Genomic DNA, 18226 nt, shown 5'->3' with positions numbered 1-18226 from the left:
GACCGCAAGCACAGCGCACAGAACACAGTCATCCGGAGACAAACGCATGTCAGTCAAACATCCGATCATCGCGGTGACCGGCTCGAGCGGAGCGGGCACCACCACCGTCATGAAGAGCTTCACGCATATCTTCCGACGCGAGCACATCAATGCGCAGATCGTCGAGGGCGATGCGTTCCATCGCTACGACCGCAACGGCATGCGCGCCGCGATGCAGGAGCGCGAACGCGACGGCGTGCCGAATTTCAGCCACTTCGGACCGGAAGCGAATCTGCTCGAAGAGCTCGAAACGCTGTTCACGCGCTACGGCGAAAACGGCGGCGGACAGTTTCGCCACTACGTGCACGACGCGGGCGAAGCGCAGCTCTACAAGCAGGACGGCGGCACCTTCACGCCGTGGGAGGACGTCGCGCCCAATACCGATCTGATGTTCTACGAGGGACTGCATGGCGCGGCGGTGACCGAGAACATCGACATCGCGCGGCATGCGGATCTGCTGATCGGCGTCGTGCCGATCATCAACCTCGAATGGATCCAGAAGCTGCATCGCGATCAGACGATGCGCGGCTACACGCACGAAGCGGTGGTCGACACGATTCTGCGGCGCATGCCCGACTACGTGAACTACATCTGCCCGCAGTTCTCGCGCACGCACGTGAACTTCCAGCGCGTGCCGACCGTGGACACGTCCAATCCGTTTACCGCGCGCGAGATCCCGCAGCCCGACGAGAGCTTCGTCGTGATCCGCTTCGCGCGGCCCAAGGGCATCGACTTCCAGTATCTGCTGACGATGCTGCACGACTCGTTCATGTCGCGCCCGAACGTGATCGTCGTGCCGGGCGGCAAGATGGGACTCGCGATGCAGCTGATCTTCACGCCGATGATCCTGCAACTGATCGACCGGCGCTCGCGCGCCTGACCGGTGCCCCGATGCATGCCGAGCTTCATTTCGCAAGGAGAGATTCGATGAGTGCAGTCGCGCAACCGCTTGACGCACCCGCCACGCGCCCGATGGCCGACGCGCTGCGCATGCTCGCGATCGACGCGGTGCAAGCCGCGCAATCGGGACATCCGGGCATGCCGCTCGGCATGGCCGAGATCGCGGTCGCATTGTGGGACCGGCATCTGAAACACAACCCGCGCAATCCCGCGTGGCCCGACCGCGACCGTTTCATCCTGTCGAACGGCCATGGTTCGATGCTGCTGTATGGATTGCTGCATCTGAGCGGCTATGACCTGCCGATCGACGAATTGAAGCGCTTTCGCCAGTTGCACAGCAAAACGCCGGGGCATCCCGAAGTGGGCGTGACGCCTGGCGTCGAAACGACCACCGGGCCGCTCGGCCAGGGGCTCGCGAACGGCGTCGGCATGGCGCTCGCCGAGGCGTTGCTCGCGCGCGAGTTCAACCGGCCCGGGCATCGGATCGTCGATCACCGCACCTACGTGTTCGTCGGCGACGGCTGCCTGATGGAGGGCATCTCGCACGAAGCGGCGTCGCTCGCGGGCACGCTGAAGCTCGACAAGCTGACGGTGCTCTACGACGACAACGGCATCTCGATCGACGGCCCCGTCGCGCAATGGTTCGCCGACGACACGCCCGCGCGCTTCGCCGCGTACGGCTGGCACGTGGTGCGCGAGGTGGACGGCCACGACGTCGACGCGGTCGATCGAGCGTTGCACGCCGCGCGCGCCACCGGCCGGCCGACGCTGATCTGCTGCCGCACGGTGATCGGCCAGGGCGCGCCGTCGAAGGCGGGCACCCACGACGTGCACGGCGCGCCGCTCGGCGCCGACGAGGTCGAACGCACGCGCCGCGCGCTCGGCTGGCCGCATCCGCCGTTCGAGATTCCCGACGAGATTCGCGCCAATTTCGACGCGAGCGAGCGCGGTGCCGCCGCTGAAGCCGAGTGGCGCGAGCGGTTCGACGCGTATCGCCGGCACTATCCGGCCGAGGCCGCCGAATTCGAACGACGGGTGCACGGCAGCTTGCCCGCGCATTGGCATGACACGGTTCGCGCGCTGCTGCGCGATGCCGATTGCGCGGCCGAATCGATCGCGACGCGCAAGGCCTCGCAGCAGGCGATCGGCGCGCTCGCGTGCAGCCTGCCGGAACTGCTCGGCGGCTCGGCCGACCTGACCGGTTCGAACTTGACGGATTGGCCACAGGCAGTCGACGTCCGCAGCGATGAAAACGGTCTACGCGGCGGCAACTACGTGCACTACGGCGTGCGCGAGTTCGGCATGAGCGCGGTGATGAACGGCATCGCGCTGCACCGCGGCTACCTGCCGTTCGGCGGCACCTTCCTGACATTCTCCGACTATGCGCGCAACGCGTTGCGAATGGCCGCGCTAATGAGAACCCGCTCGATCTTCGTCTACACGCACGACTCGATTGGGCTCGGCGAAGACGGACCCACGCATCAGGCGGTCGAGCATGCGGCGAGTCTCAGGCTGATTCCGGGGCTCGACGTCTGGCGTCCGTGCGACACCGTCGAGACCGCGCAGGCCTGGGTCAGCGCGGTGGAACGGGACGGACCGACATGTCTGTTGCTGAGCCGGCAGAACCTGCGCTTCGTGACGCGCTCCGCCGGGCAGGTCGCCGCGATCGCGCGTGGCGGGTACGTGTTGCGCGATTGGCCCGATGAGCAAGGGCACGCGCCACCGGCGCGCATCGTTCTGATCGCCACCGGCTCGGAAGTTTCCCTAGCACTCGATGCGATCGCGCCGCTCGCAGCCGCCGGCATCGCCGCGCGCGTCGTGTCGATGCCATCGACCACGGCGTTCGACCGGCAACCGCGCGACTGGCGCGACGCCGTGCTGCCACCGGGCGTGCCACGGGTGGCGATCGAGGCCGGCGTGCGCGCGTTCTGGCGGCAATACGTCGGGATCGACGGCGGCGTGGTCGGCATCGATAGGTTCGGCGAGTCGGCCCCGGCCGCCGCGTTGTTCGAGCATTTCCGGCTGAACGCGCAGGCGGTGGTCGACGAAGCGCGGCGCGTTGCGGACCGTGCGCACTGAGCTCGCCGCCCGAGCAGATTTCATTTGATATCGAGGAGCACGCAATGCCCTTCATCACCCTGAGGCAACTGCTGGATCACGCGGCCGAACACGACTACGGCGTGCCCGCGTTCAACGTCAACAACATGGAGCAGATCCAGGCGATCATGCGCGCGGCCGAGGCCACCGACAGCCCGGTGATCCTGCAGGCGTCGGCCGGTGCGCGCAAATACGCCGGCGAGCCTTATCTGCGTCATCTGGTGCTCGCCGCGCTCGAAGCTCACCCGGACATTCCGCTCGTGCTGCATCAGGATCACGGCGCAAGCCCCGCGGTGTGTCAGCAGGCGATCCGCTCGGGCTTCACGTCGGTGATGATGGACGGCTCGCTGCTGCCCGACCAGAAAACGCCCGCCGCGTACGACTACAACGTCGACGTGAGCCGGCGCGTGGTCGATGCCGCGCACGCGGGCGGGGTGTCGGTGGAGGGCGAACTGGGCTGTCTGGGCTCGCTCGAAACCGGCACCGCGGGGGAAGAGGACGGCGTCGGCGCGCAAGGCAGGCTGACGCGCGAGCATCTGCTGACCGATCCCGACGAAGCGCGGCGCTTCGTCGACGCGACCGGCGTCGATGCGCTCGCGATCGCGATCGGCACGTCGCACGGCGCGTACAAGTTCAGCCGCGAGCCGACCGGCGACATCCTCGCGATCGACCGGATCGCCTCGATCCATGCGCGGATTCCAAACACGCATCTGGTGATGCACGGTTCGTCGTCGGTGCCGCAGGAATGGCTCGCGGTGATCCGGGAGTACGGCGGCGAGATTCCGACCACCTACGGCGTGCCCGTCGACGAAATCCGCCGCGGCATCGCGCACGGCGTGCGCAAGGTCAACATCGACACCGACATCCGTCTCGCGATGAGCGGCGCGATGCGCAAGTCGCTTGCCCATGCCCGCTCGGAGTTCGATCCACGCGCGGCATTGAAAGCCGCCACCGCGGCGGCGAGCGCGATCTGCGTCGAGCGCTTCGAGGCGTTCGGTTGCGCGGGGCAGGCGGCGCGCATCAAGCCGCTGCCGCTCGACACGATGGCGAGCCGCTACCACTAACGCACTGGCACGGAGAACGCGATGCGCGAATTTCTGATTGCTCCGTCGCTGCTGTCGGCGGATTTTGCCCGGCTCGCCGACGAGATTCGCGACGTGACGGTGGCCGGCGCGGACTGGATTCATCTGGACGTGATGGACAACCACTACGTGCCGAACCTGACGGTCGGGCCGCTGGTGTGTTCGGCGATCCGGCCGTACACGACGCTGCCGTTCGACGTGCATCTGATGACCACGCCGGTCGATCCGCTGGTGTCGGCGTTTGCCGAGGCCGGCGCGAACCTGATCACCTTTCATCCCGAGGCGACGCTGCACGTGCATCGGAGCATCGAGCTGATCCGCTCGCACGGTGCGCGCGCGGGACTCGCGCTGAATCCGGCGACGCCGCTCTCGGTGCTCGATCATGTGCTGGAGATGCTCGACGTCGTGCTGGTGATGTCGGTGAATCCGGGCTTCGGCGGCCAGGCGTTCATTGCTGAAACGCTGGAAAAGCTGCGGCGCCTGCGCGAGCGCGTCGACATGACGATGCAGCGCACCGGGCGGCCCCTGCTGATCGAAGTGGACGGCGGCGTGAAGGTGTCGAACATCGCGCGCGTCGCCGAGGCGGGCGCGGATGTGTTCGTCGCCGGATCGGCCGTGTTCGGCGCGGACGATCGCGCGCAGGCGATTCGCGGCATGCGCGGCGAACTGGCTACCGTCGGCGAACCCGCGCGGGTGGCCGCCATGCACTGACGGCGCTGCGTTTTCAGCGCTTCTTCATCGTCTCGCCCGGCGCGCACCATGCGCTCAAATCTTCTTCGGGCCGGTCGACCGCGCAGCCCCAGTCGAGCGGCTGGTCCTGATCGAAGCGTTTGCCGAGCCGCCATGCGATCTCGGCGCGCGCAAGCTGCACGCCCATATAGAACGCGTGGCCGCCGTCGGTCTCGAGATTCAGTTGCGGGTAGAGCGCGAACGGATCGTCACCGCGCCGGTGGCCGTCGCGGTTGTACACGTGAATGCCGTCGGCGCTGATCTGTACACGAAAATTCGGATCGCGCACGCCGCGCGCGAATTCGTCGATTTCTTCGGCGCTGTACGGAAACGGGCGCTTCGCGTGGACGGTCGCGAGTTCGGTGCTGATGCCCTTCGGCAGCACCCGCGCGTCGCGCGCGGCATGCATCACGCGGCGCGCGACATCGGCTTCGCGCAGCGCGCGCCGCGCATGCAGACTCACCGACGTCGCGAGCACCGCGTCAACGTGCAATTCGGCCGCCATGCCGAGCAGCACCGCGTTGATGCCGCTCGTGTCGGCCTCCGTTAGCTCGGTCACATTGCCGATGCCCATCATCATCGCGATGTCGGGATAGCGCTCGCGCAAGCGGACATAGCGCGCAATCGACGCGGCCAGCCCGAACGGAATCGGATCGAGAATCGGATCGGCGAGAAACGCGCGGCCGCGCGCGCGGAGCGCGTCGATCGCGGCGTCGAGCGAGGCTGGGTCAGCGGGTTCGCGCGCGACGAGGATCGGCGTCGACGGCACTTCGTCGGCGATCCATAGCGTGTCGAGGTTCAGGCTCATCAGATAGTCGGCGCCCGCACGGCCGCCGCGCAGCAATTCGTCGTTGCGCATCGAATCGACGCTCACCCGATAGCCTTCGGCCTTCAACCGCCGCACCGCGTCTTCGAGATGGGGAAACGCCGTGTCAGGCAGACAGCCGATGTCGATCACGTCCGCGCCCTGGGCCGCATACTCGCGCGCGCGGGTGGCGATGCCGTCGAGGTCGAGACGCGGCGCGTCGACGATCTCCGCGAAAATCTCCGTGTCGTAGCGGCTCAGATCGAACGGCTTCGCCTTGCGCCCGAAAAACTGCGGCAAGTCCTTGACCTCCTCGGGACCGCGCTCGAACGGGACGCCGTAGTGCGCGCTCAGCGCGTCGAGATCGCCACGGCAGCGGCCCGGCACGATCACGCGCTGCGCGGCGAGCGGCGCGCTGACGCGGCGCTGGATCATCTCGACGGTCATCAACGCCGCGACCTGCAGGCCGATCTCGCGCACCTCCCAACTGAACGGCGTCGGCGCCATGCCGTCGAGCACGCGCCGCAGGCTCGGTTCGGCAAGCCGGCCGGTCAGGAAGAGGAGGTGGTCCATGCGAGGTCGAGAGTCGCGAGGCGTTGGGCGAGCGCCGCTTCGAGTTCGTCGAGCGAGCGCACGAGCGTCGTGTATTCGAAGCGCGCCAGACGCTCGACATTGTCGAGCTCGATCGCGCGTGGCCGCAGTTCGACCCATTCGTCCGGGCTATGCGTGATCACGCTCGGTTCGGTGTCGCATGCAAAGACGATGCCGGCGATGCATTGCTTGCCGGCCTGCGCGTACATATTGGTCGGCAGCGTATCGGAGATGCCGTAAGCGCATTTGGCGACCGTGTTGCTGGTGGCGGGCGCGATCACGACCGTGTGATAGACGCCGTGATACAGCATGCCGACCGGCACGCCGCTCGCGCTGTTGTCGCGCAGCACGCGGAAGTGTTCGCGCAGCTTGTCGAGCGGCCAGCCGTAGAGCGGCAGCACTTCCTCGGCCGCCGCGGAGAGAAACAGATCGACGCGCGGCAAGCGCCGCGCGAGTGCGATCGATTCATCGAGCATGTGTCCGGAGCCGGTCACGCACCACGCGAAGCGCGCGTCCGGCTTGAAGTCGGCGAGATCGCGGGCACCCTTGCGAGCTGATTCGCTGCGTGACGTGGGGGACGACTCGGTCATGCGTCGAGATCGAGCGGCGAGCCTTCGTGCGACAGCCGGATATGCAGCCGGCGCATCTTGCGGTACAGCGTATTGCGGCTGATGCCGAGCGCCTTCGCGACGTTGCTGACGTTCCAGCGATGCTCGTCGAGTAGCGACAGCACAGTCTCGCGCTCGTTCAACTGGATTGCGTTCAGCGACGAGATGTCGGCTTCGTCGGCGAGGTGCCCGTCCATGTCCGCGTTCGCAAGGCGCAACGCGGTGGGCAGGTCGAGCGCCGACACGCGTTGCGTGAGCTCGGGCGGCAGATGTTCGCAACGGATCGGCTCACCGTCGGACAGCGCGATCGCCATCTGCAGCACGTGACGCAGCTGACGGATGTTGCCGGGCCACGCGTAGGTCAGCAGCGCGTGTTCGGCTTCCGGCGTCAGATCGGGCGGATCGTCGGTTTCGTTGGCGAGCAGATGATGGATCAGCGGCAGTTTGTCGACGCGCTCGCGCAGCGCCGGCAGATTCAGCTCGACGCCCTTGAGCCGGTAGTACAGATCCTCGCGGAACTGGCCGGTCTGCACGAGTTCGAGCAGATTGCGGTGGCTCGCGCTGATCAGCTGGAAATTGACCTTGACGGTGGTCTCGGCGCCGAGCGGCGTGACCTCGTGTTCCTCGATCACGCGCAGCAGGCGCGCCTGCAACACCAGCGGCATGTCGCCGATCTCGTCGAGAAACAGCGTGCCGCCGTTGGCTTGCACGATCTTGCCGCGCCGGCCTTCGCGCTGCGCGCCGGTAAACGCGCCCGCGCGATAGCCGAACAGCTCGCTCTCGATCAGATTCTCCGGCAGCGACGCGCAGTTGACCGGCACGAAATGACCGTCGGCATGCGGGCTGATGCTATGCAGCGCCTGCGCGAAAACTTCCTTGCCGGTGCCGGTCTGGCCGCGCAGCACGATCGGAATCTTGCGCTGGATCACGCGCGCAGCCAACTGGATCTGCGAGGCCATGCGCGGGTCGCCGAATTCGAGGTGGGCGATTTCGTCGAGCTTCGGCGCTAGCGCGTGCTTGTCGTGCTTGTCCGATGCGCTGCCGCGCACGGCGGAGTCGGTGACGAGCACGCGCGTCACGCGCCCGGTGGCGTTTTGCGGCGTCTGCGCGACGAGGAAAAAGCGGTTCGTCGCGTTCGCGCTGTAGACGGTGACCGGATGGAACGAGCCGCGAATGCTGCGCGCGATCATGTCTTCGAGCGACGCGTTGAACGCTTCCTCGATGCGCCGGCCGCGCAGTTCGCTGAGCGAGCGGAAGCCGAGTTGGAACAGCGCGCTGCGATTCGCGGCGAGCACGGTGCTGTCGTCGCCGACCGCGAGCTTGCCGCCGTGCAGCGTGCCGACGAATTCCGGGCGGCTGTGGAAATGGATCATGTTGGCGTGCCGGTAGCGCGCATCGAGCAGACGGTTTTCGATCATCTGCCGCGACATGCCGACCAGCACCAGCGAGTGCTGCTGCAGTAGCTTCGAGCGGCTCGTGACGTCGAGCACGCCGGCGATTTCGCCGCCGTCGTCGAAGATCGGCGCGGCCGAGCACGTGAGCGACGTATAGCGCGGATAGAAATGCTCGTTCTGACAGACGGCGATGCAGTCGCGCTCCGCGAGACAGGTGCCCATGCCGTTGGTGCCGGCTTCGCGTTCACTCCACAGCGCGCCGACGCGAAAGCCGTCGCCGGCGACGGCCTCGGCGAACGGCACGGATGACACCTGATGCACGATCACGCCGCCCGAATCGACCAGCACGACCGCCAGTTCGGGGTCGGCCAGTTGCTGATAGAGCGTCGTCATTTCGAGCTTCGAACAGGCGATCAGATCGCCGAGCGCCTCACGGCGGGCGCTGAGTTCGTACTCGGTGAGCATCGGCGGCGGTACGAAACGCGCGGGGTCCAGCTGGAATTCGTTGATGCAGCGCGTCCACGATTGGGCGACGGATTCGCTTGTCGGCCGCGTGGTCAACTGGTGGTTGACGACGTTTAGAACTTCCCGGACGTGCGTATTGCTGTCAGCAAGCAACGACATGGGATCTGTCTCCGTTGCGTCATTTCGGCAAGCGTGACTGCTTCGCACGCCGCGAATGCCGCTTTATCAAGCCTGTCTGTCCTCGGTGCGGCGAAATCTCGGTTCGCTTGCGCGCTCGCGGCCGGCCCTGCTACCAGGCGAGTGTTTAAAACTGTACGCCCGATGCAAGATCGGTTCAACAGAAAGTCACACTGGGTTTACCTCACTGTGCCCGAAATTTGCTTTTCTCGATGCGTGGCCGCCTTAGCGACCGCGTTAACTGTGGTCTGCACGTTGCATGCCTGTCGCAGCTTCGGGACAGAGTGTGTCGCGCGCCGTTCAGTTCTACTGTTCTACTGTTCCGCTCTTCATCACAAGCTGTTCAATCTAGGGCCGCGCCGCGGCGGAGACCATCATGGATCGTATCGATACTGTTCGCCTTGCCGCATTTTCCAGCTTCGGCGCGAATCCCGGCCCGCATGCCGGCGGGTTGCCCGATCGGCTCGACATCGTATTCATCGAGAATTTCATCGGCCAGACGGTCATCGGTATCGATAGCGGCGAGCTGCATGTTGCGCAGCCGGTGCGCGTGAACCTGGCCATCGGCGTGCCCGCGATCCGCGCATGCACGACGGACCGGATCGAAGATACGGTCAACTACGCGGCCGTGCGCGAGGCGCTGCTCGCGTTATTCGCGTCGCACCGCGTTCGGCTGCTGGAGGCGCTCGCCGAGACGATCGCGCAACTGCTGATCGCCGACTTCGGCGCGCACTGGGTGCGTGTGTCGCTCGCGAAACCGGCCAAGTTTGCCGACCTGGCGGCTGTCGGCGTGCAGATCGAGCGGCGGCGCGGCGATGGATCGGCGGCGGGCGTGGGGCTCGCGCGTTACGCGTCGCTGGGCCAAGGGCTGGTGCCGAATTGAGGGGGGCGCCTAGCTGGGCGCGCCAGGCGCCCGGTGCGTTTCAGCCAGCGTTCATTTCGCCACGGTCGACGTTCTCTGCGGACTGAGTCCGCACGCCTGATACGCGCTGGTTTGCAGCGCGCGGAAGCGCTTCGTTTGCGACTTCGCGTGATCGACGCGGAATTCCGCGCCGCCTTCGCCGCCGAGCGTCGCGTACTTCGAAAAGGTCGACTGATCGACGAATTCGTCGTACGGCAACGACGCGGCCATCTTGTCGATCACACACGAGCACTTGTAGACGTTCGCGAAATCGTGGCCGTTGTCGTCCATGCAGCTGAGCACGTATTCGACGCGGCCCTCGGTCGGATAGTTGTAGGCGTCCGCCCACGCGAGCGGCGCGCTGAGCACCAGCGTGGTAAAGGCGAGAAGCGCGCGACATCTGTTGGTCATTGAATGCCTCTGCGAGAGCATTGAAGCAGCTTCGCGAACCGCTGCGCGACGTGCGTGCCTGGCGGCCGCGAGGCCCCGGGATGCGCGAGGAGGCGGGGCCGGCAATGACGCCGCGAATAGCCTCGCGCACGACACTGCCAACGGCGCCGCGTCTCCTGCGCCAGGCATGCGCCGTCAGTTCGGCGCGAACGGATGCGCGACGCTGCCCTTCTTCGCCACCACGTCAGCGGCGCTCGGGTCGCCGCTGACCGCGCGCTTGATCGCCTCGCGCGTCGCCTGATAATTGAACTCCTGGATCTTCTTGTCGTCCTCCGCCTGCCAGTGAATGAACACGCCGACGCAGAGGAACAGATCGTCGGCCTCTTCCTGGGGGATCGTGCCGTCCTCGACGCTGTCGGCCACCGCGAGCGCGACCGCGTGCTGCGCCGGGCCGAACATCTGGACGGCCTGCTTGGCGCCTTTGATCGTCACCTTGTTGAACAGGATCGTATTGGGCTTCGTGATGAGATTGGGCGCGACGACGGCGAGCAGCGACGTGAAGCCGTCCTTGTTGTTGGTGAGCGCGTGGCAGAACGCGGTTTCCGCAGCCGAACCTCGCGGTCCGATCAGCAAGTCGATGTGCGCGACCTCGTTGCCGTCGCCGACGAGCGACTCACCGATCATGACGCGGTTGATCTTGGCCATTCTGTTCCTCCAATGCGTAGGTATGGACCTGCTGACGAGGCGCCGCCCTCGATCATCCGGAAAGGCATCGCGAGAACGGTGCGGGAATGCACGGCGGTACTAACTAACAGGTTCCGTGCCAGTTGGGCTGCGGGGATGTCGGCGCACACGTTCAGGTCGTGCCCGGCCGTGCGACTCAGGGTTCGCCGCGCCCTTCGACACAGCGCGCGACGAACAGCGTGGCCACCGCGAGGTCAGCGCTGGTGCCGGGATTGATCGCCTGCGCCTTCAGTTTGGCGTCCCAGGCATCGAGCTGCGGATCGCTTGCCGAGGGGCGTATGGCCGGCGGTGTTTGGCGCCAGCGCGCGTGCTGCTCGCGTGCCATCAGCGTGACACTCTGCGCCAGCGCGAGCCCGTGCTTGCGCACAATGTGAGAGTCGGGCCAGCCGCTGAGGAACGCAAGAAACACGTTGAGCATCGCGCGTTCGGCTGGATTTCCGGGCGCGGTTGGGTGCGCCTGCGGCGCCGCGTCGTCGTACGCGGCGAGGCCGGTGTCGAACAGGTCCGCGAAACCGTTCGCGTATTGCCGCGCGATGCTGTCGCGCTCGCTGGCGAGCCGCATCGCTTCGCGCAGCCCCACCGTCGGCGGCGCGTGGACCGATTGCTCGGGCGCGTCGCCGAGACCGCCGGGATTGGCGAGCGCGATCGCGCGGTAGGCAAGCCGTGCGTCTTCGATGTCGAGGCGGCTCAGCACGTCGCCCGCGGCCGCGCGCCACGTTTGCGCCGACACCGGCCGGTCGCCGGTTGCGTCGAGGGCCGCGGCGAGCGGCGCGACGAGCAGCACGATGCCGAGATTCGTATTGCAGCCGACGGCCGCGCGGGTGCGCGTGACCGCGTCGAGAATGCGCTGTCCGACCCTGGCGCCGCGCGCGAACAGCGCGTCGAGCGACGCGTCCGCGCTAGCCAGGAACTGCGCCGCGTCCATGCCGTGCCCCGGACTTTGCGTGCTGACGTTGCCGGGTTTCGGCGTGGTGACGTCGAGCGCACAGGCTGCGAGGAAGGCCGCGCGCGCGTGCTCGAAGGGGATCGCGCGAGTGTCGGGCATCACGCGCGAGCGCGGCGCTGCGCAGACTGCTCGGGCGATCCGGCGCTAGCGGCTTGCCGGGCCTGCTCGTTCGCGCGCCGCTGCGCCGCGAGCTTGCGATCGAGCAGATCGTCGACGAGCGCCGCCGCGACATCGAGCGGCACGACCGACTGCAACCCGCGCCACGCGGCCACGCCGTTGACTTCGAGCACGAGCGGCAGCGCGGCGTCGTCGGGGTTGGGGATCAGGTCCACGCCCGCGTAGTCCAGCCCGAGCGCGGCGGTTGCGCGCACGGCGGTCTGCGCGAGCGGGACCGTCAGTTCGGCGGGCTCGCAGCGCGCGCCTTGCGCGACGTTGTGAATCCAGCCCTTGCCGCCGCTGCGCCGCATCGCCGCAACCGCCTTGCCGCCGATCACCAGCACGCGCCAGTCGAAACCGGGCCGGCCGCTCGCGACGAAGCGCTGCAGATAGGCAACCTGCCGATAGCGCGCGAGCGACGGCAACGGCGCGAGCAGCCCGCCGCGTGCGCCCAGCCGTTTGAGCCCGTGGCCTTGCGAGCCGAACAGCGGTTTGAGCACGACCTGGCGGCCGGCGGCCGCTTCGCGCATCAGTACGCGTTGCGCGAACGCGGCGGATTCGACGGCCCAGGTGGCCGGTGTCGGTACGCCGGCGCGATGCAGCAGGAAACTCGTCATCGACTTGTCGACGCTGCGTTCGATCGCGCGCGCGTCGTTGTAGACCGGTACGCCCGATTCGCGCAGCGCGTGCAGGATGCCGAGCCGCAGCGTCACCTGTTCGAAGGTGCCCCCGGCGATGCCGCGCACGAACACGGCGTCCGGCAACGCCCGGCCGAAGCCCGGCACCACGAGGCCGTGCGGCAGCCATGTGGTGTCGATGCGGCAATCCGCGAGATCGACACAACGCGCTTCTGCGCCACGCGCGCGGAACGCTTTTTTCAGCCGGCCGGTGTGCCAGCCGGTTTCGTCGGTCATGACCGCGATGCGCAGGCCTGGCGAGATCATCGGCGCGCGACGGACTCGCCGCCCCACTGTTTGTGCAGCAGGCCGGCATCGAGGCGGCCGCCATGATAGGTCGCGCCGCTTTCGAGGCTGCTAACCCACACCTCGGCCGGCGCGAACAGCGCGGGATCGATCTGGTAGAAGTCGAAGTTGACGGCCGTGAAGACGTCCGCGAACGGCCGGCCGTAGTCGCGCGAATTGGCGGCGGGCAGGCTGTCGGCGAGACGCTGCGCGATCTCGTCGTGCATGACGGTCAGATGCACGCGGCCGCCGTACAGAATCGCGTCGTTGGTGCGGCCCATCGCCTGAATGCCGTCGGGCGCGGGCGGCGGCAGCGGTGCCGAGCCCGTGCCCGCGACGATCTCGTCGAGCGGCACGCCGAGCACGTGCACTTTGTGCAGCGCAACTTCGACGACCCGAGCGATCACCTGTACCGTTCCCGCGACAGAGTGTGTCGGCGTGACGATCAGCGTCAGGTGGTCGGGCGCGAGGCCGCAGTCGTGCAGCACCTTGTCGATCACGACGGACGGCGGCAGGCGGTCCACTTCGAGCACCAGCGCGCCGCGTTCGTGGCGGTCGCGATAGCCGAGCTCGTCGAATAGCGGCTCCTTGACCGCGAGCGCGCGCGCGGGCCCCGAGCCGAGCGAAAAGAACTTCTTGCCGCCAGTCTGCTCCCTGGTTGCCGACAGGCTCCAGCCCGCGTACTGGCTGCCGAGACAGGCCAGAACCGGCGCTGACGTGCTGACTTCCAGCATCGTCGGCCACAGCGGCGCGGCGTCGACGTTCGCGCGCACCGCGACGCGGCCGAGACCACCCATGCAGATACGCGCGATCAGCACGCCGGCGTCGAGGCTGCCGCGTGCGTCGACGCCGGCATCCGCGATCACGGTGCCGTCGGCCGTCCGGGTCAGCGCGACGCCGAGGTGCGCCGCTTGATCGACGAGCCGCGCGACGAGGCGCTCGCTCAACGCGTTCACGCTCGGCAATGCGGCGGGCGGTGAGCCGTCAGTAATGGGCGTGGAGGCAGGCATGGTCGGGTTCATCGCAGGTTTCGATTCGTTGGACGACGTGTTCGTGCTGCGCGTCGAGCGCGGTGCGTACCGCGTCCACCGATGCCGCTCGCGCATGCAGCGTGCAGACCGGCTGCCCTACGTCGACGCGGGTGCCCGGCATCGGCACGTCGCGGCATTGCGGATCGCGCAGGCAGGTGTCGGAGAACGCCGCCGACACGCTGAACGGCCGATGCGCGAACAGCACCCGCTGGCCGGCGCGCCAGCGCGGCTCGCGAGCGAGCGCGAGGCTCGCGGCCGACGGCGCGCGAGCGTGGCGGCATGCGTCGAGGTGGCAGGCGAGCAGGCCGGCCGGCCATGCATCGGGCGACGCGGTTTCGTAGAGCGCCATCGTCGATGAAGGGCGCGCGTTGATTTCGAGCACGTCGAACGAGGCGCCGTCGGACAGGAAGTCGCAACTGTTGATGCCGACCAGACCGGTGCGTGCGCATAGCGCGTCGAGTGCTTGCTGCGCGTGCGCGATCAGCGCTGGCGGCAGCTCGATCGGCCCGATCGCGCCCGCGTGCACGAAGCGCAGATCGCCGATCGCGCAGGTGAGTTGCTCGGCGAAACCGATCAGATGCGCGCGGCCGTGCGCGCCGATGAAAAGCGCCGACAACGAGCGGCCTTGGCCGATGCGCTGAAAGTAGCTGTGCGTCGAATTTCTCGCGGCGTCTGGTCCCAATGCCGGTTTGATATGCGTGCCGCCGCAGCCGTCCGCGCGCTTGGACAGCCAGCCCTCGGCCGTCACCGGTGGCTCGAACGATACAGCCGGATGCGCAATGCGCAACGCGTCGAGCAGCGCGAAGAAACGCCGCGGCTCGCGCACGGCCGCGATCGCCTCGGCATCGTTGCCGAGAAAGCGCGGCAAGCCGGATTCGCGGCACAACTGCGGCATCCAGGGTTCGAGCCCGCTGCCGCTAATCCAGCCAAGCAAACCGGGCAGACGCGCGACGCGCGCAAGCGCATCGACTAGCCGCGCCCGATCGAGCGCGAGCGCGCCACCGCCGGCGCCAATGTCGAACCAAAGCTCGGCGGCCTCGCGCGTGTCGCGGTCGCCGAAGATATCGAGCGCGGCGACGTGCAGGCCGGCGCGCGCCGCGGACTGCGCGAGCCAACGCGCGGACAAGCCGGCGAGCGCGACGAACGGCGCATGCGTGAGCGGTCGGTGCGACTTCATCATGGCCGCTCTCAGCCGACACCGGCCGCGACCGCGCGGGCCTCGTCGTACGCTTGCGGGAAGCCGAGGTAGACCGGCTTGCCGCCCGTGCGCATGCGCATGAACAGCCGATGCTCGACCTGATACTTGACGTTGCCGATCGCCAGCGCGCCGATGCCGATCGCACCCGCGTTCGGCACGCCGTCGATCGGCTTGCCGTCGTTCATCACGTTCACACCGGCGATGCCCTCGGGCGGCACCGCGTTGACGTCGGCGGCGACGAGCAGGCGTTTCGCATGCGCGAGGTCGTCGCTGCCGACCACCTGCACGCCCGCGACCGCGGTGGCGAGCACGATTTCCGCGTCGGCGAGCGCGCCGCACAGTTCGTCCGGCGTCGTGGTGCCGATGCCGTTGGTAAAGATGCCGAAACGCTGGTTGAGTTCGGCCGACGCACCTAGCGCGCGATTGCGGTCGTGGTGACTCGCGATCGTCACGTCGGCGCCGCGCGACGCGGCGATCGCCGCCGCGATGCGCCCAACCGCGCCGGTTCCGCCGAGAATCAGCACGCGCTTGCCGCCCAGCTCGACGCCGTGCTGCTTGCCCAGGTGCCGCTCGACCAGCGCGACGAGCGCGGCAGCCGTCGTATATGAGCCACTCGGATCGGCGAACACCGAGACCTCGAACGGCGGGACCATTGCCTTGCGTGCCGTGTCGAGCATATCGGCGGCCTGCATCACATCGCGTCCGCCGATGAAGATGCCGGTGCGCGACACCCCTTTCGGGCCGCGCGAGAAGATCGCGTCCTGCGTCAGATTCGCAACCATGCCCGCTTCGACGTTGCAATACGGCACGATGACCTGATAGCCGGCGTCGGCGGCCATGTTGACGTCGAACGGACTCATCTGCGGCGTGGCCGTGAACATGTGCAGGACATAGGGCCTTTCAATGGTTTCTGACATGGCAGGGGCTCGTTTCAGTGGCAATCTCGGGGACGGCGCAAGGCAACGCCATGTCGCGCGTGGCCGCGCATCATGCGGCGTCGATGCGCGGCGCGCGTGGCTGGGCGCCGCTGATCGACGCGCCGCTATTGCGGCCCGCGACGACGCTGCATTCGATATGCGGCATCGCGCTCGCCACCGCGCGCGCGGTCGCGAGCGCGCGCTCGGCTTCACGCGCGCTCGCGAGCACCGCGAAGCCCGTCGGGCCCCACGAGGTCTGGCCGATGCCGGCGGTGCGTTCGGCGGCGACCGCGCGCAGCACGCGCTCGACGTCGGGACTGGCGAACACGCCGCCTTGCGCGCTCGCGAAGTATTCGCCGATAGTCTGCTGCAGCTCGGTGAGGCCATGCGCGAACGGCGCGAAGTTGTGCTCGGCGGCGCCGGGCAGGATCTGCATAAGCACCAGATGGCACAGATGGGCGGCGAGCCGCTGCGGGAACGGCGCGAGCGACGCGAGCGCGCTGCGTTCCTCGGCACCGTGCAAGCCCTCGCGGCTGTTGTCGCTGACGAGCAGCAGCCGCCACGGTTGCGGAAACGGCTGACGCGACAGCAGCGGCGGTACGCTCTGACGAAGATCGCCGGGCGGGCCGCCATCGAGCAGCAGGCCGCCGCACTCGAAACCGAGAATGCCGATACCGGAGCGCGCGCCGCGCCCGAGAAGGCTGGCGAGTTCGGCGCTGCTCGCCGGCTGGCCGACGAGGCGCGTGAACGCGGTGCCGACGGCCAGCGCCAGTTGCGTGCCGGAGCCGAGGCCGGTGTGCGCGCGCGGCGCCTCCAGCACCTCGATCGCGAGCGTCGCCGGGCCATAGGCAGCCTGCAGTCGCGCGAGGCTCACCGCGATGCGCTCGCGCTCGGCCGCGCTCACCGCACCGCCGATCTGCTCGCGTTCGGCGAGCCGCGCTTCGATCCGTGTGCCGTGCGTATCGATGACGAGCCCCAGGCTGCCGAACGCACGTCCGAGCGACGCGTTCGGATCGAGGAAGCCCAGATGCAGCCGCGCGGGCGCATCGATCGTGATAGGGGCGCGTGGCGGCAGGCGGCGGAGCTGAAGCGGCATCTCGAGTGTCCTCAGGTGTCCTTGTGCGCGAGACTGGGTTGGACCGCGGGGGCCTTGCGGGGTCCGGCGGCAGTGTGCCCGGCGACATCAAGCGAAAGCCGTACCAGCCGCGCGCAACGGTTGCCGCAGCGGGTTGGGCCCGCTGCAATCTTCAGCATGACCCGCCGCGCGCGGCGCGGTTTCGCTGCGGCATGGACGCTGTGTGACGCCGAAGGCGCGCTGTGTCACGCGCTGTTTCATCCGGCGATACGCGCCCGCGTCAACTGCCTTGCGCGGGTTTCGGCGCGTCGTACTTGATATAGCGGAAGCGCTGATCGTCGGACGGTGTGCCTTCGAGCGGGCTGTCCTCGAGGCCGGGCTGCCAGTGGACCACCGATTCGATCTTCGTCGCGAGCGCGAAGTCCTTGTCGGTGATGCCCTTCGCGCTGTGCGTCTTCAGCTTGACGATCACGAAGGCGTACGAGACCGTCAGATCCGGATGGTGCCACGCTGCTTCCGCGAGGTGGCCCACGGTGTTGACCACCATCAGCGTTCCCTTCCAGCCCTCGGTGCGGTATTTGCGCCGCAGCCAGCCCTCTTCCAGATACCAGTGTTGCAGCGGACCGGCGAGGCGCTGCTGGATCTCTTCGTCGGTATAGACGTGCTCGGTGTTTGCCATGGCTGTTGCTCCTCGAATGCGCGAATCGTTCGCCGAACGAAGCATCGGTGCAAGGGACAGGCCAGCGCCGCGGCGTGTGATTCGCAAAGGACACGATTCGTATCACGCAAGTGACACAGTATGTGCCGCATCGCGTGACGCATCGCCTCCAGCTTACCGCCGCGCGAGCATCCGTGCGACGCCCGGGCGCCGCCCGTGCCCGAGCGTGCCGGGTCGCCGGGTCCGCGCGGCACGAGCGGCACGAGCGGCAAAGGTTGCCGCTATTCCGGCATGGAATATGCATTGGCCGTTCATGCGTCGCGAAGCCTGACATCGAATCGGGATAGGGCGTTAATCGTTA

At 67.8% G+C, this 18226-nt stretch carries 17 protein-coding genes; 5 read left to right on the top strand and 12 right to left on the bottom strand.

Annotated features, from left to right (window positions below; genetic code table 11):
* Nucleotides 1-46: 46 nt before the first annotated feature.
* From F6X42_RS05930 to rpe, 4 genes are read left to right on the top strand one after another with little or no spacing between them, the layout of a single operon-like run.
* Entirely contained in the window at nucleotides 47-919 is an 873-nt protein-coding gene (locus F6X42_RS05930) for a phosphoribulokinase (RefSeq protein ID WP_187633310.1), read from the top strand.
* A gap of 47 nt (nucleotides 920-966) precedes the next feature.
* Nucleotides 967-3018: a transketolase gene (tkt, locus tag F6X42_RS05925; RefSeq protein WP_187633309.1), complete on the top strand. Its 2052-nt coding sequence runs from the start codon at nucleotides 967-969 to the stop codon at nucleotides 3016-3018.
* A gap of 44 nt (nucleotides 3019-3062) precedes the next feature.
* Nucleotides 3063-4100, top strand: a complete 1038-nt coding sequence (gene fba / locus F6X42_RS05920; protein WP_187633308.1) for a class II fructose-bisphosphate aldolase — start codon at nucleotides 3063-3065, stop codon at nucleotides 4098-4100.
* Between the two features lie 21 nt (nucleotides 4101-4121).
* The gene (rpe, locus tag F6X42_RS05915; protein WP_187633307.1) at nucleotides 4122-4829 is read left to right on the top strand and encodes a ribulose-phosphate 3-epimerase; all 708 of its coding nucleotides are present in this window, start codon (nucleotides 4122-4124) and stop codon (nucleotides 4827-4829) included.
* A gap of 13 nt (nucleotides 4830-4842) precedes the next feature.
* Here the strand turns inward: rpe and F6X42_RS05910 are convergent, their stop codons facing one another.
* Genes F6X42_RS05910 through F6X42_RS05900 form a run of 3 tightly spaced genes read right to left on the bottom strand, consistent with a single transcriptional unit; the run spans nucleotide 4843 to nucleotide 8869 of the window.
* Nucleotides 4843-6225 carry a DUF6513 domain-containing protein gene (locus tag F6X42_RS05910; protein ID WP_187633306.1) on the bottom strand — a complete coding sequence of 461 codons (1383 nt, stop codon included), beginning with the start codon at nucleotides 6223-6225 and terminating at the stop codon, nucleotides 4843-4845.
* On the bottom strand, nucleotides 6204-6833 hold the full coding sequence (locus tag F6X42_RS05905) for a flavoprotein (protein WP_187633305.1): 630 nt from the start codon (nucleotides 6831-6833) through the stop codon (nucleotides 6204-6206). The genes F6X42_RS05910 and F6X42_RS05905 overlap by 22 nt, the downstream gene beginning before the upstream one ends.
* Nucleotides 6830-8869, bottom strand: a complete 2040-nt coding sequence (locus F6X42_RS05900) for a sigma-54-dependent Fis family transcriptional regulator (protein ID WP_187633304.1) — start codon at nucleotides 8867-8869, stop codon at nucleotides 6830-6832. Before F6X42_RS05900 ends, F6X42_RS05905 begins: the two co-directional genes overlap by 4 nt.
* A gap of 394 nt (nucleotides 8870-9263) precedes the next feature.
* On the opposite strand from F6X42_RS05900, the gene F6X42_RS05895 reads away from it, so the two are divergent.
* Nucleotides 9264-9770: a dihydroneopterin aldolase gene (locus tag F6X42_RS05895; protein WP_187633303.1), complete on the top strand. Its 507-nt coding sequence runs from the start codon at nucleotides 9264-9266 to the stop codon at nucleotides 9768-9770.
* Between the two features lie 51 nt (nucleotides 9771-9821).
* Here the strand turns inward: F6X42_RS05895 and F6X42_RS05890 are convergent, their stop codons facing one another.
* The 9 genes from F6X42_RS05890 to F6X42_RS05850 form a co-directional block, all read right to left on the bottom strand.
* A complete protein-coding gene (locus tag F6X42_RS05890) occupies nucleotides 9822-10199 on the bottom strand; it encodes a hypothetical protein (RefSeq protein WP_187633302.1) in 378 nt (125 codons plus the stop codon).
* A 174-nt stretch (nucleotides 10200-10373) separates the two neighbouring features.
* Nucleotides 10374-10883 carry a formaldehyde-activating enzyme gene (gene fae, locus F6X42_RS05885; RefSeq protein WP_187633301.1) on the bottom strand — a complete coding sequence of 170 codons (510 nt, stop codon included), beginning with the start codon at nucleotides 10881-10883 and terminating at the stop codon, nucleotides 10374-10376.
* A 175-nt stretch (nucleotides 10884-11058) separates the two neighbouring features.
* A complete protein-coding gene (locus F6X42_RS05880) occupies nucleotides 11059-11967 on the bottom strand; it encodes a triphosphoribosyl-dephospho-CoA synthase (RefSeq protein ID WP_187633496.1) in 909 nt (302 codons plus the stop codon).
* Nucleotides 11967-12968, bottom strand: coding sequence for an ATP-grasp domain-containing protein (locus F6X42_RS05875; protein WP_187633300.1), 1002 nt, complete (start codon nucleotides 12966-12968; stop codon nucleotides 11967-11969). Before F6X42_RS05875 ends, F6X42_RS05880 begins: the two co-directional genes overlap by 1 nt.
* Nucleotides 12965-14008, bottom strand: coding sequence for a methenyltetrahydromethanopterin cyclohydrolase (gene mch / locus F6X42_RS05870; protein ID WP_187633299.1), 1044 nt, complete (start codon nucleotides 14006-14008; stop codon nucleotides 12965-12967). Before mch ends, F6X42_RS05875 begins: the two co-directional genes overlap by 4 nt.
* A complete protein-coding gene (locus tag F6X42_RS05865) occupies nucleotides 13971-15194 on the bottom strand; it encodes an ATP-grasp domain-containing protein (RefSeq protein WP_187633495.1) in 1224 nt (407 codons plus the stop codon). The genes mch and F6X42_RS05865 overlap by 38 nt, the downstream gene beginning before the upstream one ends.
* An 11-nt stretch (nucleotides 15195-15205) precedes the next feature.
* Nucleotides 15206-16132, bottom strand: coding sequence for an NAD(P)-dependent methylenetetrahydromethanopterin dehydrogenase (locus F6X42_RS05860; RefSeq protein ID WP_187633298.1), 927 nt, complete (start codon nucleotides 16130-16132; stop codon nucleotides 15206-15208).
* Nucleotides 16133-16202: 70 nt separating this feature from the next.
* Nucleotides 16203-17228, bottom strand: a complete 1026-nt coding sequence (locus tag F6X42_RS05855; protein ID WP_187633297.1) for a beta-ribofuranosylaminobenzene 5'-phosphate synthase family protein — start codon at nucleotides 17226-17228, stop codon at nucleotides 16203-16205.
* 259 nt (nucleotides 17229-17487) lie between these two features.
* Nucleotides 17488-17886: a 4a-hydroxytetrahydrobiopterin dehydratase gene (locus F6X42_RS05850; RefSeq protein ID WP_187633296.1), complete on the bottom strand. Its 399-nt coding sequence runs from the start codon at nucleotides 17884-17886 to the stop codon at nucleotides 17488-17490.
* Nucleotides 17887-18226 lie beyond the last annotated feature (340 nt).

This window comes from Paraburkholderia podalyriae, assembly GCF_014397785.1.
In the GTDB taxonomy this organism is placed as follows: Bacteria; Pseudomonadota; Gammaproteobacteria; order Burkholderiales; family Burkholderiaceae; genus Paraburkholderia; species Paraburkholderia podalyriae.
The sequence above is the reverse complement of the archived record's forward strand: the minus strand, read 5'-3'. Positions and strand labels throughout refer to the sequence as shown.

What these genes read in the sequence shown, in the direction of transcription:
- F6X42_RS05930 (WP_187633310.1), top strand. Translation starts at nt 47, where the DNA reads ATGTCAGTCAAACATCCGATCATCGCGGTGACCGGCTCGAGCGGAGCG.
- tkt (WP_187633309.1), top strand. Translation starts at nt 967, where the DNA reads ATGAGTGCAGTCGCGCAACCGCTTGACGCACCCGCCACGCGCCCGATG.
- fba (WP_187633308.1), top strand. Translation starts at nt 3,063, where the DNA reads ATGCCCTTCATCACCCTGAGGCAACTGCTGGATCACGCGGCCGAACAC.
- rpe (WP_187633307.1), top strand. Translation starts at nt 4,122, where the DNA reads ATGCGCGAATTTCTGATTGCTCCGTCGCTGCTGTCGGCGGATTTTGCC.
- F6X42_RS05910 (WP_187633306.1), bottom strand. Translation starts at nt 6,225, where the DNA reads ATGGACCACCTCCTCTTCCTGACCGGCCGGCTTGCCGAACCGAGCCTG.
- F6X42_RS05905 (WP_187633305.1), bottom strand. Translation starts at nt 6,833, where the DNA reads ATGACCGAGTCGTCCCCCACGTCACGCAGCGAATCAGCTCGCAAGGGT.
- F6X42_RS05900 (WP_187633304.1), bottom strand. Translation starts at nt 8,869, where the DNA reads ATGTCGTTGCTTGCTGACAGCAATACGCACGTCCGGGAAGTTCTAAAC.
- F6X42_RS05895 (WP_187633303.1), top strand. Translation starts at nt 9,264, where the DNA reads ATGGATCGTATCGATACTGTTCGCCTTGCCGCATTTTCCAGCTTCGGC.
- F6X42_RS05890 (WP_187633302.1), bottom strand. Translation starts at nt 10,199, where the DNA reads ATGACCAACAGATGTCGCGCGCTTCTCGCCTTTACCACGCTGGTGCTC.
- fae (WP_187633301.1), bottom strand. Translation starts at nt 10,883, where the DNA reads ATGGCCAAGATCAACCGCGTCATGATCGGTGAGTCGCTCGTCGGCGAC.
- F6X42_RS05880 (WP_187633496.1), bottom strand. Translation starts at nt 11,967, where the DNA reads ATGCCCGACACTCGCGCGATCCCCTTCGAGCACGCGCGCGCGGCCTTC.
- F6X42_RS05875 (WP_187633300.1), bottom strand. Translation starts at nt 12,968, where the DNA reads ATGATCTCGCCAGGCCTGCGCATCGCGGTCATGACCGACGAAACCGGC.
- mch (WP_187633299.1), bottom strand. Translation starts at nt 14,008, where the DNA reads ATGAACCCGACCATGCCTGCCTCCACGCCCATTACTGACGGCTCACCG.
- F6X42_RS05865 (WP_187633495.1), bottom strand. Translation starts at nt 15,194, where the DNA reads ATGAAGTCGCACCGACCGCTCACGCATGCGCCGTTCGTCGCGCTCGCC.
- F6X42_RS05860 (WP_187633298.1), bottom strand. Translation starts at nt 16,132, where the DNA reads ATGTCAGAAACCATTGAAAGGCCCTATGTCCTGCACATGTTCACGGCC.
- F6X42_RS05855 (WP_187633297.1), bottom strand. Translation starts at nt 17,228, where the DNA reads ATGCCGCTTCAGCTCCGCCGCCTGCCGCCACGCGCCCCTATCACGATC.
- F6X42_RS05850 (WP_187633296.1), bottom strand. Translation starts at nt 17,886, where the DNA reads ATGGCAAACACCGAGCACGTCTATACCGACGAAGAGATCCAGCAGCGC.